At 32.4% G+C, this 21,580-nt stretch carries 15 protein-coding genes; 6 read left to right on the forward strand and 9 right to left on the reverse strand.

The genetic code is table 11. The features are described from left to right. From ACJAZK_RS06885 to ACJAZK_RS06900, 4 genes are all read right to left on the reverse strand, one after another. Positions 1-420 (reverse strand): exodeoxyribonuclease III (locus ACJAZK_RS06885; protein ID WP_415223259.1); only part of this gene is annotated, 420 nt, incomplete at its 3' end. 63 nt (positions 421-483) lie between these two features. After that, entirely contained in the window at positions 484-882 is a 399-nt protein-coding gene (locus ACJAZK_RS06890; protein ID WP_415223260.1) for a DUF1573 domain-containing protein, read from the reverse strand. After that, positions 875-1,729 (reverse strand): TlpA family protein disulfide reductase, encoded by an 855-nt coding sequence (locus ACJAZK_RS06895; RefSeq protein WP_415223261.1) that lies wholly within the window; start codon positions 1,727-1,729, stop codon positions 875-877. Before ACJAZK_RS06895 ends, ACJAZK_RS06890 begins: the two co-directional genes overlap by 8 nt. A gap of 12 nt (positions 1,730-1,741) precedes the next feature. Beyond that, positions 1,742-2,401 (reverse strand): bacteriocin fulvocin C-related protein, encoded by a 660-nt coding sequence (locus tag ACJAZK_RS06900; protein WP_415223262.1) that lies wholly within the window; start codon positions 2,399-2,401, stop codon positions 1,742-1,744. Between the two features lie 189 nt (positions 2,402-2,590). Here ACJAZK_RS06900 and ACJAZK_RS06905 point away from each other — a divergent pair, with 189 nt between their 5' ends. After that, positions 2,591-6,001, forward strand: coding sequence for a hypothetical protein (locus tag ACJAZK_RS06905; protein ID WP_415223263.1), 3,411 nt, complete (start codon positions 2,591-2,593; stop codon positions 5,999-6,001). Here the strand turns inward: ACJAZK_RS06905 and ACJAZK_RS06910 are convergent. Next, positions 5,998-7,722 carry an FG-GAP-like repeat-containing protein gene (locus ACJAZK_RS06910; protein WP_415223264.1) on the reverse strand — a complete coding sequence of 575 codons (1,725 nt, stop codon included), beginning with the start codon at positions 7,720-7,722 and terminating at the stop codon, positions 5,998-6,000. The two genes, ACJAZK_RS06905 and ACJAZK_RS06910, sit on opposite strands and share 4 nt — an antisense overlap. Positions 7,723-8,224: 502 nt before the next feature. Here ACJAZK_RS06910 and ACJAZK_RS06915 point away from each other — a divergent pair. The 3 genes from ACJAZK_RS06915 (at position 8,225) to ACJAZK_RS06925 (ending at position 14,145) form a co-directional block, all read left to right on the forward strand. After that, the gene (locus ACJAZK_RS06915) at positions 8,225-8,605 is read left to right on the forward strand and encodes a hypothetical protein (RefSeq protein WP_415223265.1); all 381 of its coding nucleotides are present in this window, start codon (positions 8,225-8,227) and stop codon (positions 8,603-8,605) included. 78 nt (positions 8,606-8,683) lie between these two features. Then, positions 8,684-12,997 carry a CusA/CzcA family heavy metal efflux RND transporter gene (locus ACJAZK_RS06920; protein ID WP_415223266.1) on the forward strand — a complete coding sequence of 1,438 codons (4,314 nt, stop codon included), beginning with the start codon at positions 8,684-8,686 and terminating at the stop codon, positions 12,995-12,997. After that, a complete protein-coding gene (locus ACJAZK_RS06925; RefSeq protein WP_415223267.1) occupies positions 12,997-14,145 on the forward strand; it encodes an efflux RND transporter periplasmic adaptor subunit in 1,149 nt (382 codons plus the stop codon). The genes ACJAZK_RS06920 and ACJAZK_RS06925 overlap by 1 nt, the downstream gene beginning before the upstream one ends. 83 nt (positions 14,146-14,228) lie before the next feature. On the opposite strand, the gene ACJAZK_RS06930 is transcribed toward ACJAZK_RS06925, so the two are convergent. Both ACJAZK_RS06930 and ACJAZK_RS06935 read right to left on the reverse strand, forming a co-directional pair. Then, on the reverse strand, positions 14,229-15,770 hold the full coding sequence (locus ACJAZK_RS06930) for a glycine--tRNA ligase (RefSeq protein ID WP_415223268.1): 1,542 nt from the start codon (positions 15,768-15,770) through the stop codon (positions 14,229-14,231). Positions 15,771-15,846: 76 nt separating this feature from the next. After that, positions 15,847-16,731, reverse strand: a complete 885-nt coding sequence (locus ACJAZK_RS06935; RefSeq protein ID WP_415223269.1) for a hypothetical protein — start codon at positions 16,729-16,731, stop codon at positions 15,847-15,849. 90 nt (positions 16,732-16,821) lie between these two features. Here ACJAZK_RS06935 and ACJAZK_RS06940 point away from each other — a divergent pair, with 90 nt between their 5' ends. Next, positions 16,822-17,481 (forward strand): ComF family protein, encoded by a 660-nt coding sequence (locus ACJAZK_RS06940; protein ID WP_415223270.1) that lies wholly within the window; start codon positions 16,822-16,824, stop codon positions 17,479-17,481. Positions 17,482-17,706: 225 nt separating this feature from the next. Continuing rightward, positions 17,707-19,311 carry an Ig-like domain-containing domain gene (locus ACJAZK_RS06945; RefSeq protein ID WP_415223271.1) on the forward strand — a complete coding sequence of 535 codons (1,605 nt, stop codon included), beginning with the start codon at positions 17,707-17,709 and terminating at the stop codon, positions 19,309-19,311. Here the strand turns inward: ACJAZK_RS06945 and ACJAZK_RS06950 are convergent. Together ACJAZK_RS06950 and ACJAZK_RS06955 are read right to left on the reverse strand one after the other, a co-directional pair. Beyond that, on the reverse strand, positions 19,298-20,077 hold the full coding sequence (locus ACJAZK_RS06950) for an amidohydrolase (RefSeq protein WP_415223272.1): 780 nt from the start codon (positions 20,075-20,077) through the stop codon (positions 19,298-19,300). The two genes, ACJAZK_RS06945 and ACJAZK_RS06950, sit on opposite strands and share 14 nt — an antisense overlap. 264 nt (positions 20,078-20,341) lie before the next feature. Next, the gene (locus tag ACJAZK_RS06955; RefSeq protein ID WP_415223273.1) at positions 20,342-21,484 is read right to left on the reverse strand and encodes a methionine aminotransferase; all 1,143 of its coding nucleotides are present in this window, start codon (positions 21,482-21,484) and stop codon (positions 20,342-20,344) included. Positions 21,485-21,580 lie beyond the last annotated feature (96 nt).

The raw sequence follows: 21,580 nt of genomic DNA on the forward strand, positions 1-21,580 counted from the left end.
TTGTGTTTTACATAGATCATTTAAATAACCATGTATCAAATCCATATATTCAAACTTATGTTCTAAACGAGCTGTATTAGTTCCAGAGGGTAAATACATGCTCATGACAGAAATACCGTCAAAATCTACTCTAATATTACGACCTTCAAAATCCATAGACTGTATTCCTGTTCCAAATGCGACATGCTTAGGTTCTATTTTACTCAAAATGGCGACACCGCTGTAGCCCTTTTTTTGCGCGCTAAACCAATAATTGTACTTGTAACCAGCGTTTTCAATGGCTTCAATATCAACTTGCTCTTTCATAGCTTTGATTTCTTGAAGACAAATCACATCTGGATTTGCACTTATAAGCCAATCAATAAAGCCTTTTTTCATTGCAGCTCGAATACCGTTGACATTGTAGGAGATAATTTTCATAGTAAGATTTTAAATATTGCTACAAAAATAAAAAAGTCCTGCTTTAAAAACAGGACTTTAAGATTATTCTACAACATCTCCTTTAATATAAAACACATTAAATGGTGGGTCAGTATTGCCTTCTACAACAATTGATTTTTCAATATGACCAATTTGATTGGGCTTAAAAAGTAATTTTACAGTTGCAACTTCATTTAAATTAATGCTGTCTTTGGTGTATTCTGTAGTTGTACAACCGCAACTTGTTCCAACTTTTGAGATTTTAAATGGAATTTTCGAGATGTTTTTTATAGAAAAAGTAAAAGAAGCACTATCCTCCATACTTACTTGACCAAAATCAAATTCTTTTTCTAAAATTTCTATAGTAGCAATTTTAGGGTTCTCTAATGACTCAGATGCGTTTTTACAAGATTGAACTATTAAAATAGTTAGAAGAAAAAGAGTTTTATAGTAGTTATTCATTAATTATTTTTTTAATTATTTTAAGCATATCATTTTTCCCTTTAGATTCATAAATAAGCCTGCCATTGTATTTAATATTTTTTCTATCTATTATTAGTGCTGTAGGGAAATACATAACCTCTAATTTTTTAGCTTCTTCATACTCCATTGATAAAACAGGAAAATCAAAGTTTAGACTGTCTATAAATTTTTTTGCATTAAAGTTATTTTCTTTGTCTCTTTTCCAGGGTATATTTACTGAATAGATTTCATACTTGTTTTTATTTTCATTATAAAATTTTTGAAATTTAGGAAAGTCTTTAATACATTGTGCACAAGCTGAATTCCAGAACTCTAAAATTACTAACTTACTATTACTTGTTTCTAGTAGATTTAGGTTGTCTTCATGAAACTTTAAGTTTTGGTTTAAAGTAACATTTATAAAATTTTGTCGATATGATATTTCAGATGAATATTTCGGAAAGTAATGATATCCTAAGGCAACTAAAATTACTGAAATTAATAATTTTAATAAAACATTTTTATTTGGCAGAAAATATCCGAAAATTCCCGCCAATAATACCGATATTCCGAGAGGAAACAATTTAGGACTCCAATTAAAGATAGGAAAGATTAAATAAATTATTATTCCAGGAATTGTTATTATCAAAATTTTAAAAAGCCTGACTTTTTTAGTGTCAGACTTTTTAAAAGATAATATTGGAATTAAAAAATATATACAAAATAAAACTCCAATAAATATTTTATGCGATACCTTACTTATAAACGCTGGTAATAAAGCTAAACATATAAATATAATAATAGATAAAACAATTGTTAAAAAATATTTTTTTCTTAAAATTTTCATCCATTTAAATTACTAGCAAGTTCCATTGCAACTTTCCATCCAAAACCAACCACAACCGCTCTCGTCTTCTTCCCAATAGCCATCGCTATTAATACTTCCAGGTGTTTGACATTGTGAGCTATCACAATCAACGAGCTCTACATCAACATCTACAAGTTCGGGAATACCAGAACCAACTGTTACTTTTTTTGTACATTTAAAAGTACCACCTTCATGACATTTACATCCGCTTGCTCTTTGTTGGGCAGAATTACTAAAATCTCTTTTATTACCTGAATTAGCTAAATAACGTATTTCTTTCATCGAAAAATGGACCAATGCTCTGTTAGACCAATCTGTTATAAATATTGTTTTAAAATATTCAGAATAATCATTTTTAAGGTAAACAGTACTGTTGAAATTTGATTTCAATTCTTCTATTAGACTTATTTGTTCTTTGTTTAAGTCACTATTTGCTATGAAGTCATTAATAAAGAACATTCTAAATGTGTATTTTTCTTTATGGTTTAGTAATCTAAATGCAATACGTTGAGAATTTTCGTCTAGATTTTTTAAATTTTCAATTTTTGCCAGATCAATTCTCAATGACTCTTCTTGAGACTCAATCTCATTAACTTCACAAGATTGAAAAATAAGTGCAAATACTCCAAATAATAATAGTAGTTTTTTCATAAAATTTAAGTTTAATTGGTTATGTAAACATGAAAAAAAAAAAATGAATTGTCGAAATTAATAAGCTGTTTTTTCGTTTTTAAAGGAAATTTACGGTTTTTCCGTAATTAAGTTTAAGTATTTTCTTACTTATGAGCTTAGAATATTTTCAGTGAAATATTTTCTTATAATAAGAGTTATTTTTACACGATGAAATTTACAATCTCTTTAATTTGTTTTATGCTGTCCTTTTGTGCTTTTGCACAAGAGACAACTTCTAATTATAGGGTGAAAAAAGTAGTGGTTAGAGATTCAGTTAAAATTGATACCGTAAGTATTAACTCTAGCTGGTTTTTTCTTCGGAAAACAAACCAACAATTAATTGACACATCTTATTACAAGGTAAACTTTGCTAATTCCATATTAACCTTCAAAAAACCGGTAGAGGTAGATTCCGTCGAAATATCTTATTTACGTTATCCTGATTTTTTAACTCGAAAATATGCACAACTCGACGAAAAGATAATTGTAGAAAACACAAATAACCTTCAAAGACTCTACAAACTTAACCAATCCAATCTTCAACGAGATTACGCGCCTTTTGGCGGGTTGAGTACATCTGGAAGTATTTCAAGAGGTGTGACGCTTGGAAATAATCAAAATTCAGTTTTAAATAGTGAATTAGATTTACAGATTTCTGGAAAACTAAGTGATAAGGTGTCTCTTAGGGCCTCCATACAAGATGCTAATATACCATTGCAAGAAAGCGGCTATTCACAACGATTAGATGAGTTTGATCAGGTCTTTATAGAGCTTTTTAGTGAAGATTGGAATATAAGAGCTGGTGATATAGATTTGACCAATACCAATAGTTATTTTGCCAACTTCACCAAGCGAGTACAAGGGCTTCAGGTGAGTGCGAATTTTGGAGACGACGACTCAAAAACCAATCTTTTTGCATCTGGAGCTTTGGCGAGAGGTCAATTTACAACGAGCCAATTTACTGCGCAAGAAGGTAATCAAGGACCTTATAAATTCACAGGACCCAATAATGAGTTGTTTGTTTTAATTGTGTCTGGTAGTGAAACCGTTTATGTCAATGGTCTCCCAATTGAACGTGGTGAAAATAAAGATTATATCATAGATTATAATGCCGGAGAGATTATATTCAATTCTACTTTCTCTATGACTTCGGAAATGAGAATCACTGTAGATTATCAGTTTAGCGAACGTAATTTCTCGCGATTTACCATTTTTGGAGGAGGTGCTTATGAATCTGAAAAATTAAAACTAGGCGTTTCGGTATATTCTGAAGCAGATGCTAAAAACCAACCTTTGCAGCAAAATCTTTCTGCAGAACAAGTTGAGATACTAGCGAACGCAGGAGATGATCAATCGCTAATGATGGCACCTTCCGATGTTTCCGAAGCATTTGATGATAATCGTATTTTATATAGAAAAGAGGTCATTAATGGGATTGAACGTTTTGTATTTTCAAATAATGAAGATGACAATTTATTTAGTGTGCGTTTTACCTTAGTTGATGCTAATCTTGGAAATTATGTATTAATAAATAGTAATGCAGTTGAAAATATTTATGAATATGTTGACCCTATAAATGGTGTTTTACAGGGAAGTTATGAACCGATTGTGCGCTTAATCGCTCCAGAAAAACTACAAGTCGCAGTTGTTAACGGCAGTTATAAACCAACAGAACAGACAGACGTGTTTTTTGAACTTGCGGGTAGTAAAAATGATGTAAATCTGTTTTCTAATATCGATGATGGCAATAATAATGGTTTTGCAGCAAAGCTTCGTGTCAACCAAAATATTATTAAAACAGATAGCCTCTGGAATCTTAATGCAAATATTGATGCAGATCTTATTAACAAAGATTTTACGACTATTCAGCGTTTATATAGAGCAGAGTTTAATCGCGATTGGAATTTAGAAGATCCACTTGGTAATCAGTCTTTATTGTCTTCTGGGTTAGAACTTATACATCCAAAAAAAGGTGTAGCGTCTTATCAATTTGAACACCTTAATTATTCTGAGAATTTTAATGGGAATAGACATAACGTATTTGCTAATCTTCAACTTAATCAGTTTCATATATTTTCTAATTCTAGTTTTTTAAGTAATAAAAGCAGTGTGTCAACTTCAACGTTTGTCCGCTCATTTAATAGAGTAACTTATAATTTTAAAACCCAATGGGTTGGAACTAGAATTGCTTTAGAAGACAATGAACAACGTGATAGAGAAAGTGATATATTGACAAATTTAAGCCAGCGTTTTAACTCTTATGAAGTATTTACAGGAATTGGAGATAGCACAGGCGTCTTTGTTGAGATTGGTTATAAACATCGCGTTAATGACAGTTTACGGGGTAATGAAGTAAAACGAGTCAATACCTCTAATACGTATTATTTGAAGTCGAAAATCATCCAGAATAAGAATACCAGTTTGGGTGTTTATACCAATTTCCGAAAACTAAAAAGTGAAGATGATACCGTCGAGGATGAAAATTCGTTGAATTCTAGATTGAATTTTAATCAGAAATTATGGAATAATCTTGTGCTTTTAAATACTGTTTTTGAAACTAATTCTGGAACCTTACCACAGCAAGATTTTACCTATGTAGGTGTGGAGCCTGGTCAAGGTGCCTATACTTGGATTGATTATAATGAAAATGGAATCCAAGAACTCAATGAGTTTGAACTTGCTCAATTCGCAGATCAAGGTGCGTTTATTAGAGTGTTATTGCCTAATCAGGTTTTTGTAAGAACACATCAAAATAGATTTAGTCAAACATTGACTATTAATCCACAACAGTGGTCTGTTTCCGAAGAAAAAGGAAAGAGATTTTGGTCTCATTTTTATAATCAAACGTCTTATTTGGTAGATAGAAAAAATAGGAGAGAAGGTGAGGAGTTTGACTTAAATCCTTTCTCTACCGATGACCTAAATCAACTGGCATTAAACAATAGTATTCGTAATGTACTGTTTTTTAACAGAGGGAAACAAAAGTATACCACATCTTATACCTATTTAGCAAATACCAATAGAACGACACTCTCTATCGGGTTTCAAGAAAATAAAATAGAAAGCCATCAATTGCAGTTTAATCATAAATTTTGGTCCAACTGGCTCATTAATTTGCAATCTAGTTTTGAGAATAATGAAAGTTTGAGTGAAAACTTTGTAACTCGAAATTTTAATCTCGATGAAGTAAGGTTTCAGCCTAAACTATCTTATATATTTAATGAGAATGCACGTTTTGATGTGTTTTATCAATATACTTCAAAGGACAATACGATTGGGAGTATGGAACAATTACTTCAGAATAATTATGGGTTGTCGTTCACTTATAATAATGCGAATAAGATTGCATTGACGGGAGAGGTGAATTTCTTTAAAAACGAATTTATAGGTAATGCCAATACACCTGTTGCCTATCAAATTTTAGAAGGCTTGCAGCCAGGAAATAATTTTACATGGAGTTTATTGGCTCAGAAGAAACTAACTAAGTTTTTAGATCTGAATTTAAATTATTTTGGAAGAAAAACCGAAACCAGTAAAACCATCCACACAGGAACAGTTCAGTTAAAGGCTTATTTTTAGTCTTTAATTACTTTTTTGGTGATTTTAGTGTTGTCTTGAAAAGTGATATTTACAAAATAAACTCCAGATTCATAACTTGAAAAATCTATTGATTCATTAGTGTCTTGGGCTTTAGAACTATAGATTTCTTGAGATAGTATATTTGAAATATTGTACATCAATATATCTTTCTTACAGGTAATAAATAAAGTATTAGTGACAGGGTTAGGATACATGTTTAATTTTGAGGTGTCTAACTCACTTATAGACAATGTGCTTGAGCCTTCAACAATATTTAATGTTTGGTTAATATCAATGTTATAAAATATATCTTCAATACCACTGGGCCAATTTATTTTAAGATAATCCACAAGATTTGAAGTGTGCAGGCCAAAAATCATTGTTTGAGAGTTTTGTGACATGTAACCTTCTCCATTATGACTTTGACGATATTGAAGGATATTATTGGCAGATAACTCGATTCTTGCACCAATACCGTCTTTATTACTTTGGGTGCCTTCAAGCTTAATTTTTAACCAGCTATTGTTTTCATCATTTAAATTTTCCCATAAATCAACAGTTTGATTATTACTGTTGGTAACTATGACATCACTAAGGCCATCATTGTTAAAATCACCAATAGCATTGCAATAACTTTGATTTTCATCATTTGCAAAACCAGCATTATTTGGTATTTGAAAAGAACCATCACTTAGTCTTTCGTACATAACAGATGTATTAATGGATGGTATGTTGTAGAGTGAACTACTAGCATATAAATCTAGATCTGAGTCATTATCGGCATCAAGAAAAACCGCTCCCCAAGTAAAGCCACCATGTTCACAACCGGTGTTTACAGCTTGATCAGTGAACGTTTCATCTCCATTGTTTACTAGTAAAACAGCATTTCCTCCATTGGTTACATAGATGTCAATCCATCCATCATTATTGTAATCACCTACTGTTGTTGACATTGCATTAATGCCTAAATTTGTTCCAGAAGAAAACCCAATTTCTGTAAATGTCCCATCTCCATTATTCTTATATAACTGATTTAGATTATTACCTTTATCATTTGATGTGTAGATATCTTGCCAGCCATCATTATTAATGTCTAGAAAGACAGAGCAAAATGTTAGATGTTTATCTGAATCTATACCAGCACTATTTGAAACGTCTACAAATGTACCATCGCCATTATTTTTATAGAGAAAATTAGGAGTACTGGTTTCTGTCGTAGCGTCTTTGCTACAAAGAAACACATCCAGAAAGCCATCATTATTGTAGTCTGCCCAGGATGCACCATTAGTAAAAATATTACCTAACGGAAACCCTGTTGTCGCGGTAATATCTTGTAAATTCAAACTACCAGTATTCTCAAAAAGTCTATTTCCATTGGTGTTACTTGTAACGAATAGATCTTTGTCACCATCATTATCAAAATCCACCCAGTTTATTTGTTTGGTTTGATAATTTATACTGGTAAGATTAAGGTCAATTTCTGTAAAATCACCATTATTGTTTTTAAAAAACTTAACTGATTGTCCATCGCCTGAGGCAAAAGTTAAATCGTCCCATCCGTCATTATCAAAGTCCACAAAAGACGGTCCGCTTCCCAAATAAGGTGTTCCTACAGAGTAATTTAGGCCAGTTGTAGTGGCCGTATTTTGATACATGATTTGGCTAAATGCAAAACAATTTAGAGTACAGATTAGAAGTGCCACCATATAATGCTTGCTCATGATTTTATATTTATCCACATATTATTTAAATGAGCAAAATACTAAAATTATGTTAAATGTATAAGTAATAATTTACGAATTAACAGTACAATGAGTTTTAAATCTTTGCAGATAAATAATTGTTGCCTATTAAACAAACTTATATTAAAATGAACGCAACCTTTTTTACTATAATTGTATCTTAAAACAGGAATAGTTCTTAGTGAAACTCTGCCACTAACTTTTCATCAATTTATTTATAAATAAAATTCTTTTATTGACCGATTCCATGTTTATTTTATGTTTGGAATTTGCTCACAAAAGCACTCTATAGTTCCTCATTAGGGGATAGTGAAATTAACGTAATTATAGTTTTACTTCTAATAGATTCTATATAAATTATTGAAACCATACACATAGGAACAGTAAACCATACCCACAGGAACAGTGCTGTTAAAGGCTTAATTCTAGTAATTTAAAGTTTAAATAACACGTAAAACGTTTTTTTTTATAACTTTACCAAATGCAAAAACTGTTTGCCATAGTATTTTCTTTCTTAGTGCTTTTTCAGAGTCTCAATATGAGCTTAGAAGATGTATCTAAGATGAGCGTCTTGCTAGAGCACGCAGAATATCACCAAGACACTTATGGTGATTCGTTTTTTGAGTTTCTTGTAGAGCACTATAGTACTGTTGGAGATAATAATAATAATCATAGAGAACATGAGAATTTACCTTTTAAACATCAAACTTGTGGTCATACTAGTGTCGCATTTACTTTTGAGACGATAACATTCGACTTTACATATGATGCATTTATAGAAATTCCTTTCAATTTTTTCTATAAGGAGTCTGTCTCTTTATTTGAAAAATCTAGCGTTTTTCAACCTCCAAGAGTCGCATAATTCTTTTTTCAAGCGTTTTTTAAAATCTGCAAGGCACCTTGTCTTTTGTGGGATTATTAATTCTTATTACATCGAATTATGTTAGAATCAATTATTAAATTTAGCTTAAATAATAAGCTGATTGTTTTCGTTTTTACATCCTTTATTGTTGGCTTTGGAATTTTTTCTTTAAGTCAAATTCCAATTGGTGCAGTTCCTGATATTACCAACAATCAAGTACAAGTCATTACTACATCTCGAAATTTATCAACTCAAGATGTGGAGCAATTTATTACTTATCCTGTCGAGCTAGAAATGGCTAATTTACCAGGAGTTGAAGAAATACGATCAGTTTCAAAATTTGGTTTATCAGTAGTGACCATCGTTTTTGATGACGATTTGGGTACTTATTTACCGAGACAGCTCATTGCCGAAAAAATAAAATCAGCTTCAGAACAAATTCCAAAAGGATTTGGAATTCCAGAAATGGGACCAATCACTACTGGTTTAGGTGAAATCTATCAGTATATTCTAGATGTGAAGCCTGGTTATGAAGATGTATATACTACTACAGATTTGCGTACTATCCAAGATTGGATTGTAAAACGTCAATTGTCAGGAATTCCAGGTGTCGTTGAAGTCAATACTTGGGGGGGATTTTTAAAGCAGTATGAAGTTGCTATTGATCCATCTAAATTAGTTTCAATGAACATTTCAATATCAGAAATATATGAAGCATTAGAAAAGAATAATAGTGTTGCAGGTGGTGGCTATATAGAAAAAAATGGCAAAGCTTTTTTTATTCGTGGAGAAGGTTTGGTAAACTCTTTAGAAGATATTGAGAATATTGTTGTAAGAAATGACGGTACACCAATTTTCATTAAAGATGTGGCAATTGTTGGCTTTGGTAGTGCAACTCGTTTTGGAGCAATCACAGGAAATGGCGAAGGCGAAAAAGTCTTAGGCCAAATTATGATGCTCAAAGACGGTAATTCTAAAGAAGTAATTGGTACTGTAAAAGAGCGCGTTGCCTCCATACAAAGCACATTGCCAGAAGGTGTTTATATTAATGGGTTTTTAGAACGCAGCGAGCTTATTGGTAAAACCACATTTACCGTTGCAGAAAATTTAATTTTAGGGTCTCTCATTGTCATTTTTGTGGTTGTACTTTTACTTGGGAATTGGCGCTCTGGGTTAATCGTTGCATCTGTTATTCCGTTAAGCTTATTATTTGCTATTATTCTAATGAATATTTTTGACGTAGATGCCAATTTGATGAGTTTAGGTGCCATTGACTTTGGAATCATTATCGATGGAGCAGTTATTATTGTGGAGTTTATTGCATTTCAAATCATGTCCAAATCTTCTCAAATAGCCAAAATTAATAAACATGAAAAACAATCAGAAATTGATCAAATCACACTAAAAAGTGCTTCAAAAATGATGAATTCCGCCATTTTTGGTCAATTAATCATCTTAATAGTATTTATTCCTATTCTTTCTTTGAGCGGTATTGAAGGTAAAATGTTTAGACCTATGGCGATGACATTTAGTTTTGCGTTGATTGGAGCAATGATACTTTGTTTAACTTATGTTCCTGTAGTTTCATCTTTGTTTTTAAAACCTAGTAAAGTATCGAGTAAAAATATTTCTTTAAGATTGATGAATTTTTTAAATAAGCATTATCAACCAATTATCCATTGGTCATTAAATCATAAAAAAACGGTTGTTTTGTTTTCTGTATTATTATTAGCAATGAGTGTTGGAGTTTTTACACGAATGGGTGGTGAATTTGTTCCTACACTTGATGAAGGTGATTTCGTAATACAGCCAATTTTGAAAACGGGAACCTCTCTAGCAAAAACGGTTGATATCACAACTCATATAGAGCAAATTTTATTGGATAATTTCCCTGAAGTGGATCAGGTTGTTTCTCGAATTGGAGCAGCAGAAGTGCCTACAGATCCAATGTCTATGGAAGAAAGTGATGTTATTATTAAGCTTAAACCTAAGAAGGAATGGACCTCTGCTCACAGTAAAGACGAGTTAGCAGATAAATTTAAAGAAGCGCTGGCTGTAATTCCAGAAATGGAAGTAGAATTTACGCAACCTATAGAAATGCGTTTTAATGAATTGATTACAGGTGTTAGGGCAGATGTAGCGATTAAGATTTTTGGTGAAGATTTAACTATTTTAGCTAATAAAGCTGATGAGATCAGGGATTTGATTCAGGGAGTAGAGGGTGCCGCAGATATTTCTGTAGAAAAAGTAGAAGGCTTACCACAAATGAGTATTACATATAATCGTAGTAAAATTGCACGATATGGGATGAATATTTCTGATTTAAACCGAATAATTTCTATGGGTTTTGCAGGAGAATCTGTTGGAAGTGTTTTTGAAGGTGAAAAACGTTTTGATTTGGTAATTCGTTTACAGGAGAAAAATCGAAAAAATTTAGAAAGTCTTCAAAATTTATATGTAGATACTCCATATGGAGATAAAATACCTCTAAATGAATTGGCAGAAATTAAATACACTACGGGTCCTGCTCAAATTTCTAGAGATGATACTAAACGACGAATTGTTGTTGGAATTAATGTAAGAAATCGAGATTTGCAGTCGGTAGTTAATGATGTACAACAAATTATAGCGGATCAGCTTGAGTTGCCTGTTGGGTATTCTATTACTTACGGTGGACAATTTGAGAATTTGCAAAGTGCTAAAGACCGGTTAATGGTGGCAGTTCCTGTGGCGTTAGTTCTCATATTTATATTACTCTATTTCGCATTTGGCTCAGTAAAAGAGGCTGTGATTGTTTATACAGCTATCCCTTTTGCAGCGGTTGGAGGCGTTCTATTATTATGGATTAGGGACTTGCCCTTTAGTATATCTGCTGGAGTTGGATTTATCGCACTTTTTGGAATTGCCGTTTTAAACGGAATCGTTCTCATCGAACATTTTAAAGAGCTTAAAGCACAGGGTTTCTCAAATATTGAGGAGCGAATTAAAAAGGGAACAAGCGAACGTTTGAGGCCTGTTTTGTTAACAGCATCTGCAGCAGCTTTAGGGTTTTTGCCTATGGCGATTTCGACAAATGCAGGTGCTGAAGTACAACGGCCATTGGCAACAGTGGTTATTGGTGGTTTGATTACTGCGACACTTTTAACTTTAATTGTTTTACCCGTATTATATGCTTGGTTGGAAAAGAAAAGCACTGTGAAAATCAATAAAACAGCAATAGTGACTATCGTTTTTTTAGTAATGACCTTTGGAGCAAATGCTCAAAATAATGCGTTGACAGTTGAAGAAACCTTATCATTAGCGATTGAAAACAATGGACAACTAAAAGCAGATATATTAAAAATAGAGGAGTCAAATGCATTAATTGGAAGTGCTTTTAGTTTTGATAAAACGAGTATTTATTATCAGTATGATGAAAACAATTTGGCCATAAATAATGCACCTCTCAATGTTTTTGGAGTGTCACAGGATTTTAAATTCCCGACTGTTTATTTTGCTGAAAAGAAACGTAATCAATCAAAAGTAGATTTGCAAGAAACGAAGTATCGCTTACAATTATTGACAGTTAAAAGGGATGTCTATTCAAATTACTATCAATTGAGTTACGCAAAAAATAAAGCTTTGGCTTATCACTACTTGGATAGCTTGTATAAGGATTTTGCTAAAAAAGCAGAAAGACGTTTTAAATTAGGAGAGACCAATTATTTGGAAATGATTACTGCGCGTTCTAAACAAAAACAATTAGAATCTTTATATAAACAATCGTTACAAAATGTGAATCAATCTATAGCGCGACTTAAAAAAGTGGTTCAGGTAAACTCTATAGAAATTAAAGACGTTGAACTTCAAAAATTAGAGCTTCAAAATTTGTCATTAGAAGAACATGAAGGCTTGACCTTTTTTGATGCGTCTCTAAATTACCAGCAAGCGCAAACTAAATTGGAGAAACAGAGTTTGCTTCCAGATTTAAGTGCGGCGTATTTTCAAGGGACAAACAATAATTTAAACCAAACCGTTATTGGATATCAGTTTGGATTAAAAATTCCTTTTTTGTTTGGTGGTCAACGCTCTAAAATCAAAGCATCAAAAATCACTGAAGATATTGTCTCAGAGCAGAAAATTGACTACGAGAAACAATTAAATGCTGAATATGAATTGCTAACAGCAAAACTTAGGCAACATGAAGAAAGTATTGACTATTATGAAACACAAGGCAAAATACTTTCTGAAGAAATAATAAAAACAGCAAATCGCACATTTAAGGAAGGTGAAATTGACTTTTTCCAATACATCCAGAGTTTAGAGACTGCTAAGGAAATTCAATTAAGTTACCTAGAGCAACTCAATCAATATAATCAAACAGTAATTACTATCAACTATTTAATTTTATAATGATGAAACATACATATATCTTATTATTTACAATGGTTTTATTCGCCTGCGGAAATTTTGAAAACAAAGAAGAAGTTAGTTTAGAAACTGAAGAGCATTCAGATAAAATCACTATTACTAAAGCTCAATTTGAAGGAGAAAAAATGGCTTTTGGTAGCCTTGAAGAAGTCAATTTTTACGATATAGTAAAAGTTAATGGTGTGATTGATGTACCACCACATAATAAATCTAGCGTGACTACATTTGTGGGTGGTTATATTACCAAAACCCCTTTATTGATTGGTGATAAAGTAAAGAAAGGACAACTTTTGGTGACACTTGAGAGCACTGAGTTTGTCGAATTACAACAGCAATATTTGGAGGTTGCAGAACAAATTAATTATTTGAAATCTGAGTTTAACCGACAAAAAACATTGTTTGATGAGCGAATTACTTCAGAAAAAAACTATTTAAAAGCCGAAAGTGCTTATAAAAGCAACTTAGCACATTATAATGGATTACGTAGAAAATTACAAATGATTAATATCGATCCAAAGCATGTAGAGCAAGGTCAAATCTCTTCTACTATTAATCTTTACGCCTCAATCGAGGGTTCTGTCGCTAAGGTAAATGTGAGTAATGGTACTTTTGTGTCGTCTAGCGATGTGATTTTGGAAATTGTAGATACAGACCACATACATTTAGAATTGTCGGTGTTTGAAAAGGATATCATGAAAATTAAAAAAGATCAGGAAATTTTATTTAAAATACCTGAAGCTTCCGAAGCTATTTATGAAGCTGAAGTACATTTAGTTGGCACTACTATTGACGAGCAAACAAGGCGTGTAAAAGTACATGGGCATCTGGATAATGATGAAGAGAATTTTATTGTTGGTATGTTCGTAGAAGCCGATATTATTATTGCTAATACAAAAGGAATGAGTTTACCAATCGATGCTATTATAGAGTTTGAAGGTAATGCCTACGCTTTGGTAATGGAAGAAAATCATGGTGATGAATTTTATTTAGAAAAAATAAAATTGGATGTTGGTAAACGAACAGAAACAACTATTGAAATTTTAAATTATGACGTCTTAAAAGGTAAGCAAATCATAATTAAAGGAACAGGTATGCTGCTTAACGGCGCAAAAGCAGGGCATAGCCATTAAGCTGTGGTATGATCACAAAATAAAGAAACCCCAAATTTTAATAATTTGGAGTTTCTTTATTTTACAAAAGGTTTAATTACTTTTTATTTCATTTTCTGTAACCAATGCTTAGCATCAACCTCTTTGTGGATGACCTCTTTTAAGTCTTCAATTTTAATACGTTGTTGTTCCATGGTGTCACGATGACGAATTGTAACCATATTATCTTCTAAAGTGTCATGATCTACCGTAATACAAAATGGTGTACCGTTAGCATCTTGGCGCCTATAACGTCTTCCAACGGCATCTTTTTCGTCATAATCTACATTAAAGTCCCATTTAAGATCCTCCATTATTTGTTTAGCAATTTCTGGAAGTCCGTCTTTTTTAACCAATGGCAAAATTGCAGCTTTAATAGGTGCTAATACAGCTGGTAATTTTAAAACAGTTCTAACGCTACCGTCTTCTAAAGTTTCATCCTCAAGAGCATTTGAGAATACGGCTAAGAACATACGATCTAAACCAATAGAGGTTTCTAGAACGTAAGGAGTATAGCTTGCATTATCTTCATGATCAAAATACTGTAATTTCTTGCCTGAGAATTCTTCATGCTGTTTTAAATCGAAATCTGTACGTGAGTGAATCCCTTCTAATTCTTTAAATCCGAACGGGAATTTAAATTCTATATCTGTTGCAGCATCTGCATAATGCGCTAATTTTTCATGATCGTGAAAACGGTAATTGTCTTGATCCATTCCTAAAGATAAGTGCCATTTCATTCTGTTTTCTTTCCAGTATTTAAACCATTCTTTTTGAGTACCTGGTTTGATGAAAAATTGCATCTCCATTTGTTCAAACTCACGCATTCTAAAGATAAATTGTCTTGCAACAATTTCATTCCTAAATGCTTTACCTGTTTGAGCGATTCCGAAGGGAATCTTCATACGTCCACTTTTTTGAACATTCAAGAAGTTAACAAAAATGCCTTGGGCTGTTTCAGGACGCAAGTATAAGTCCATTGCACTTTCTGCACTAGCACCTAATTTTGTCCCAAACATTAAGTTGAATTGCTTAACATCTGTCCAATTTCTAGAACCAGTCATTGGATCTGCAATTTCTAATTCTTCAATCAATGCTTTTACATCTGCCAAATCTTCCCTCTCTAAAGATTGACCTAAGCGTTTTAATATGGCATTGATTTTTTCTTGGTAACCAACAACTCTTCCGTTAGTACTAACAAATTCTTCTTTATTGAAAGTGTCTCCAAAGCGTTTTTCTGCTTTTTTAACTTCTTTATCTATTTTGCTTTCAATCTTAGCGCAGTAATCTTCAACTAAAACATCTGCACGATATCTTTTTTTAGAATCCTTATTGTCAATTAAAGGGTCACTAAAGGCATCAACGTGCCCAGAAGCCTTCCATGTCGTGGGATGCATAAAAATCGCAGTATCAACACCTACAATATTTTCATTCATTTGTACCATGGCTTTCCACCAATAGTCACGAATGTTTTTCTTGAGTTCTACGCCATTTTGTGCATAATCATATACTGCACTTAATCCGTCGTAGATTTCACTACTTTGAAATACGTAACCATACTCCTTTGCGTGAGAGATTACCTTTTTAAATTGATCTTCGTTTGCCATATTGCAAAAATAAAAAACCGCTCCAATTAATGGTGCGGTTTTTAAGAAATTATATAAGATTATTATAAACTAATACTTAATTTAAATTTACTTGTGTACTTCCTAGTTTTCTGTCCTTGTGAAAAATAGAGATATAATAATTTCCTTTTTCTAAAGGCTTTTCATTTATATCTGCATCTACATCGATACAAACTTCAACAACATTATTATTATAATTCACAATTTCTTTGGCGCTATAGATTAATGTGGACTCACCAAAACTAATAGAACCTTTGTCTGCAACTACGTTATTTTTAGGATTTACTATCTGTATATAAAAATCTTTCGCTCCTGCTTCCGTCAATGAGTTTTCAGCAAGAATAAAACAGACTTCTATCGTTTCTACTCGTTTTGCTTTAGAACTAAATCTTTTGTTACCAAAGAATGTTTCAAACCCTTTTGCTTTGAAAGAATTAGCAGTTAATAAAGCGCCTTTCTCTAACGTTTTGTTTAAGTTTTTGTTTTCTTGAACTAGGGTTGAATTTTCAAGTTGCTGCTTTATTAACTCGCTGTTTGCGAGTAGTTTCTCTCTTTCTAAATCTTTATTTACTTCGTTTAAAGAGTCTGCAGTCTTAAATAAAGTCTTATTTTTAAGTTTGAAGTTAAATAGTTGTTGTTTAAATTTTGAAAGTATAGAGAGGTCACTACGTAATATTCTAAGAGAGTCTAACGTTAATTTAGTTGCTCGTTTAGCGTCTTCCAGTTGGGTAGATATCAAATTATTGGAAATTGAAACGTCATCATAGCTAGCTATCATTTGAGATAATTCACTTTCAACAAGTTTCTTTTCTTGTTCTAAAAATTGCTGGTGCCTTGCAATGGATTTATAACTTGTAAAACTGTAAACAGTTAAAACTGCGACCGCAATAATTAAAGAACCAATAATTAATCTGTAGTTAAGTAATTGAGGGTTAACTATCATTATTAATTTTGTTATTTAATCATGCGAAACTAAAGAATATGTTATCAAAAATTAATTTTAATCGTTGAAATGATAAAAAACTTGTTAAACTTGTTCTTTCCTGAAGTTTGTAGAGCTTGTAGCAATCATTTGTCTGATAATGAACTACAAATTTGTACGAATTGCCGACATGATTTACCATTAACAAATTTTCATAGCGATCCTGAAAATGCTGTTCATAAGATGCTCTACGGAAGAGTGAAATTAGAACAAGCCACTGCTTTACTTCATTTTTCAAAAAAAGGAATTGTACAGCAACTCATGCATAATCTGAAATATAAAGGTCACGAAGAAGTTGGACAGCTTTTAGGTGAATGGTTAGGCGATGAATTAAAGTTGCTGGATGCTTATTCTAATATTGACGTAGTTATTCCGGTCCCTTTACATAAGCATAAACTTAGGTCTAGAGGCTTTAATCAAGTTGATAAATTTGGTATTGCGATTGCTGCAGCTTTAAATGCAGATTTTAATGATTCGGTATTAATAAAAACGACTAATACTAAAACACAAGTATTCAAAGATAGGCTGAAACGAAATTCTAGTGATCACAGCAATTTCAAAATTATAAACGGAACCACTTTAGAAAATAAACATATTCTCATTGTAGACGATATTATTACAACTGGTGCTACCATAGAAGATTGTGCCAATATCTTATTAGAAATCAATGATATTAGGCTAAGTTTGGCGACCATGTCAATCACAGATTAAAATCAATTTAATTTTGTAATAGGGCATTAAAAATTTGATTAATTTTTAGCTTAGATGAAATAAAAAGTCAAGGCATAGTTTTGTGTTTTACTGAAATGCGAGAGAAAAAGAAACAAATTATATGTGATATTACATATCTAAATAGGCGTAATACACTATAAAACGACGTTAATTGTTTTGATGATAAATAGGTTTATTGTTAATTTGTTGAAATTTGAAGCACGAATGCGCAAAAACGTTTTACAAAGTGTAGTCATACTTATAATCATTTCATTAGTGATAAGTTGTGCTAATAGAGGAACACCTTCTGGAGGTCCTAAAGATGAGGAAGCGCCATTAATAATCAAATCTTCTCCAGAGAATTTGACGACTAACTTTAAAGGCAAGGAGATAAAAATTTATTTTGATGAGTACGTTAAAATCAAAGACTTACAAAAGCAGCTCATTATTTCTCCACCTATGGATCCAGGGCCAACAGTTACACCTATGGGGACTGCGAGTAAATACATTACCATAACTATTAATGATACTTTAGATGATCATACAACGTACGCGTTTAATTTTGGGCGAAGTATTGTAGATAATAATGAAGAAAACCCTTATGATTATTTCAGGTATGTATTTTCTACAGGAGATTACATCGATTCTTTATCCGTAAAAGGTCGAATTTTAGATGCAGAAAACAGATCACCAGAAACATTTGTTTCTGTGATGTTATATGAAAAAGACTCTACCTTCACAGACTCTGTTGTATATAAGAAAAAGCCAAAATACATCACCAATACACTAGATAGTCTCACAACATTTAGTATTGACAATATTAAACCAGGAACCTATAAATTAGTGGCTTTAAAAGACGATAATGGGAACTTCACATTTCAGCAAGGCAAAGATAAAATAGGATTTTATGAAGGTTTCGTTACTGTACCAACCGATGAAAATTATACCATAAAGTTATTTAAAGAAGCGGTCAATTTTGATGTTAAAAGAGCACGTCAAGTTGCTGGTCAAAAAATAGCCTTTGGGTTTGAAGGGGATTATAAAACTATGGAAATTGAGTTGCTAGGGGACAAGCCAGAAGGATTTGTCACGAGAGTGACTAAAGATCCAAGCGCAGATACTTTGTACTACTGGTATAGACCAAAACTTGAATTGGATTCCACTCAATTTATTATAAGAAATAAGACCTTTATAGATACGCTTAAACATCGATTTAGAACTATTGATAAAGACACCTTGACCATAAAAATGTTGTCTTCTGGAACATTGGGTTTTAGTGATGACCTAAAAATATCTGGTACAATTCCTTTTGTGAAATTGAATGAGAAACAGATTAAAATTTTAGATAAAGATTCTCTAGATGTGCCTTTTGAGACCACTTATGATTCCTTAGACAATGTCTATAGTTTGCAATTTGAAAAGCAAGAATCGCAAAAGTATGCGATACAAGTATTGCCAGGAGCTTTGGAGGATTTCTTCGGAAATGTGAATGATACACTTAATTATAGCGCTAGAACAAAACTCTATTCTGATTACTCTAATATAAGAGTAACATTGAGAAATACGACCTATCCAGCGATTGTTCAGTTGATGACTGAAAAAGGAGAGGTCAAGTATGAGCAGTTTGCGAAAGTGGAGCGCTTATTTGATTTTAGAAACCTATCGCCAGGAAATTATTATTTACGGGTTATTTTTGATGTTAACGGAAATCAAAAATGGGATTCAGGAAATTACCTTGAGCAATTTCAAGCCGAGCGTATTAGTTACTATCCAGAACTTATTGATGCCAGAGCAAATTGGGATCCAGTTATTGAATTTATTTTAGAGTAAATAAATCCCTATCCTTCAAAAAGCCTAACTTCTCTCTGTACTTAGAGATATGCTTTTTTTTTAGCGTTATAATTTCAGTGGCTTCTTGTTCTGTAGGAATTGTATCCATACGTTTACCCAGGACATCATAAGCTCCAGAATTCCCAGAATACTCGTGCTTATTGCCATCTAGTCCAACTCGGTTAACACCTATGCAATACGTCATATTCTCAATAGCACGCGCTTTTAGTAAGGTGTCCCAAGCTGCAATTCTAATTTTGGGCCAATTAGCAACATAAAGCAACACGTCATAATCGTTTGTATTTCTAGACCAAACAGGGAAACGTAAATCATAGCAAACCAAAGGGCAAATTTTCCAGCCTAAATAACTAACTGTTATTAGGTTGGACCCAGCTTGGTAAGCCTTATGCTCACCTGCTAAAGTAAAGGTGTGTTTCTTATCGTAATAGTCGATTTTACCACTAGGAAAAATAAATAGTAGTCTGTTATAATAATGATCATTCTCTTCAATAACGATACTTCCCGTAATTGCAGATTTTTTAAGATTCGCTAATTTTTGCATCCATGATATGGTATCTCCAGTCATGGTTTCGGCAACTGTAGTTGGATTCATTGTAAAACCGGAAGTAAACATTTCTGGCAGCACAATTAAATCAATAGATTCTAGTATCGCGCTTATCTTGTTAGTGAAGTTGATTCTATTTTGCTCTGGATTTTCCCAGACGAGATTAGATTGTATTAAGGCAACTTTTAGTTCGCTTTTCATGAATAGTTCATTTACTCAATGAAATTACAAATTTCAGGATAACTAAGCCTTGTATTATTGTAAAAAGTCTATTTCAGTTTTAGTTCTTTAAATTGAAGTAGAGTTCTATTGATGATTAAACAGTATTCTATAATTGATGCTTAGTTTTTTTTGACTTTCTGAGCGTCTTTGTGCACTTATTTTTCTGCACTATTTTTTATTAATTAAAAGATCAGATTCTTATATAGAGTTAGTTTCTTCAATGCTTAAAGCTTAGAAAAAGAGTTAAATTTTATTCAAGATTTCTGCTGCAGCTTTTAATGTGTCGTCAGTTTTTGCAAAACAAAATCGCAAGACATTATCATCGCGTTGATGATCATTAAAAACAGATAAAGGGATAGAGGCAATTCCTTCTTCAATCGTAAGACGTTTTGCGAAATCCGTATCTTTTTCCGAAGTGATTTCAGAAAAATCTAACACCTGAAAATACGTTCCTTTTGATGGTGTGAATTTAAATCTTGAATTTTTAATAAGCTTTAAAAAGGTATCTCGCTTCTTTTGATAAAATTCAGATAAATCTAGATAATGATTGGGTTGAGTTAAATAATCTGTCAATCCTTTTTGAGTGGGATGATGCACAGAAAACACATTAAATTGATGTACGTTTCTAAACGCTTCCATAAGTGCTTTTGGTGCGCAACAATACCCTACTTTCCAGCCTGTATTATGAAATGTTTTCCCAAAGGAGGCTGTGATAAAACTGCGTTCTTTTAACTGCGGAAAAAGGCAAACACTTTGATGTTGCTCGCCGTCAAATATGATATGCTCATAAACTTCATCGCTTAGTACGATGATATCGGTATGGTTTGTTAACTCTTGGAGTTTTACTAGATCTGCTTTACTCATCACAGTTCCGCTAGGATTGTGAGGTGTATTAATAATAATCATTTTGGTATTATGATGAATAGATTGCTCAACAAGTTTCCAATCAATTTTATAGTATGGGGCTTCAAGTCCTATTGCAATTGGTTTTCCTCCATTTAATTCTATAGCTGGTTGATAACAATCATAAGCAGGTTTAAAAATGATGACTTCATCACCCAACTTTATAAAAGTTGAAATGATTGTGAAAATGGCCTGCGTTGCGCCCGCTGTGACTGTTATTTCAGTTTCAGGATTGTAAGAGGTGTCGTATAGCAACTCAAATTTTTTGGCAATAGCTTGGCGCAATTCTAAATTTCCTGCCATAGGAGCATATTGATTATACCCAGAATTCATGGCTTTAGAAACCGCATCAATGAGTTTTTGATCACTTTTAAAATTTGGGAACCCTTGTGATAAGTTGAGTGCATTGTGCTTGTTGGCCAATGCGCTCATGACTGAGAAAATCGATATTTCTACGTTAGTTAGTTTTGGTTTGAAATTCATGATTGAATATACTACAACTCATTTGAAATCATTCTGAAAATCATCTAAATGTTAATTTAAAATTAAATACTACTAATGAAAGGTTATTTCGTAAAG

It is taken from the genome of Psychroserpens sp., assembly GCF_047633235.1.
Classification (GTDB): domain Bacteria; phylum Bacteroidota; class Bacteroidia; order Flavobacteriales; family Flavobacteriaceae; genus Psychroserpens.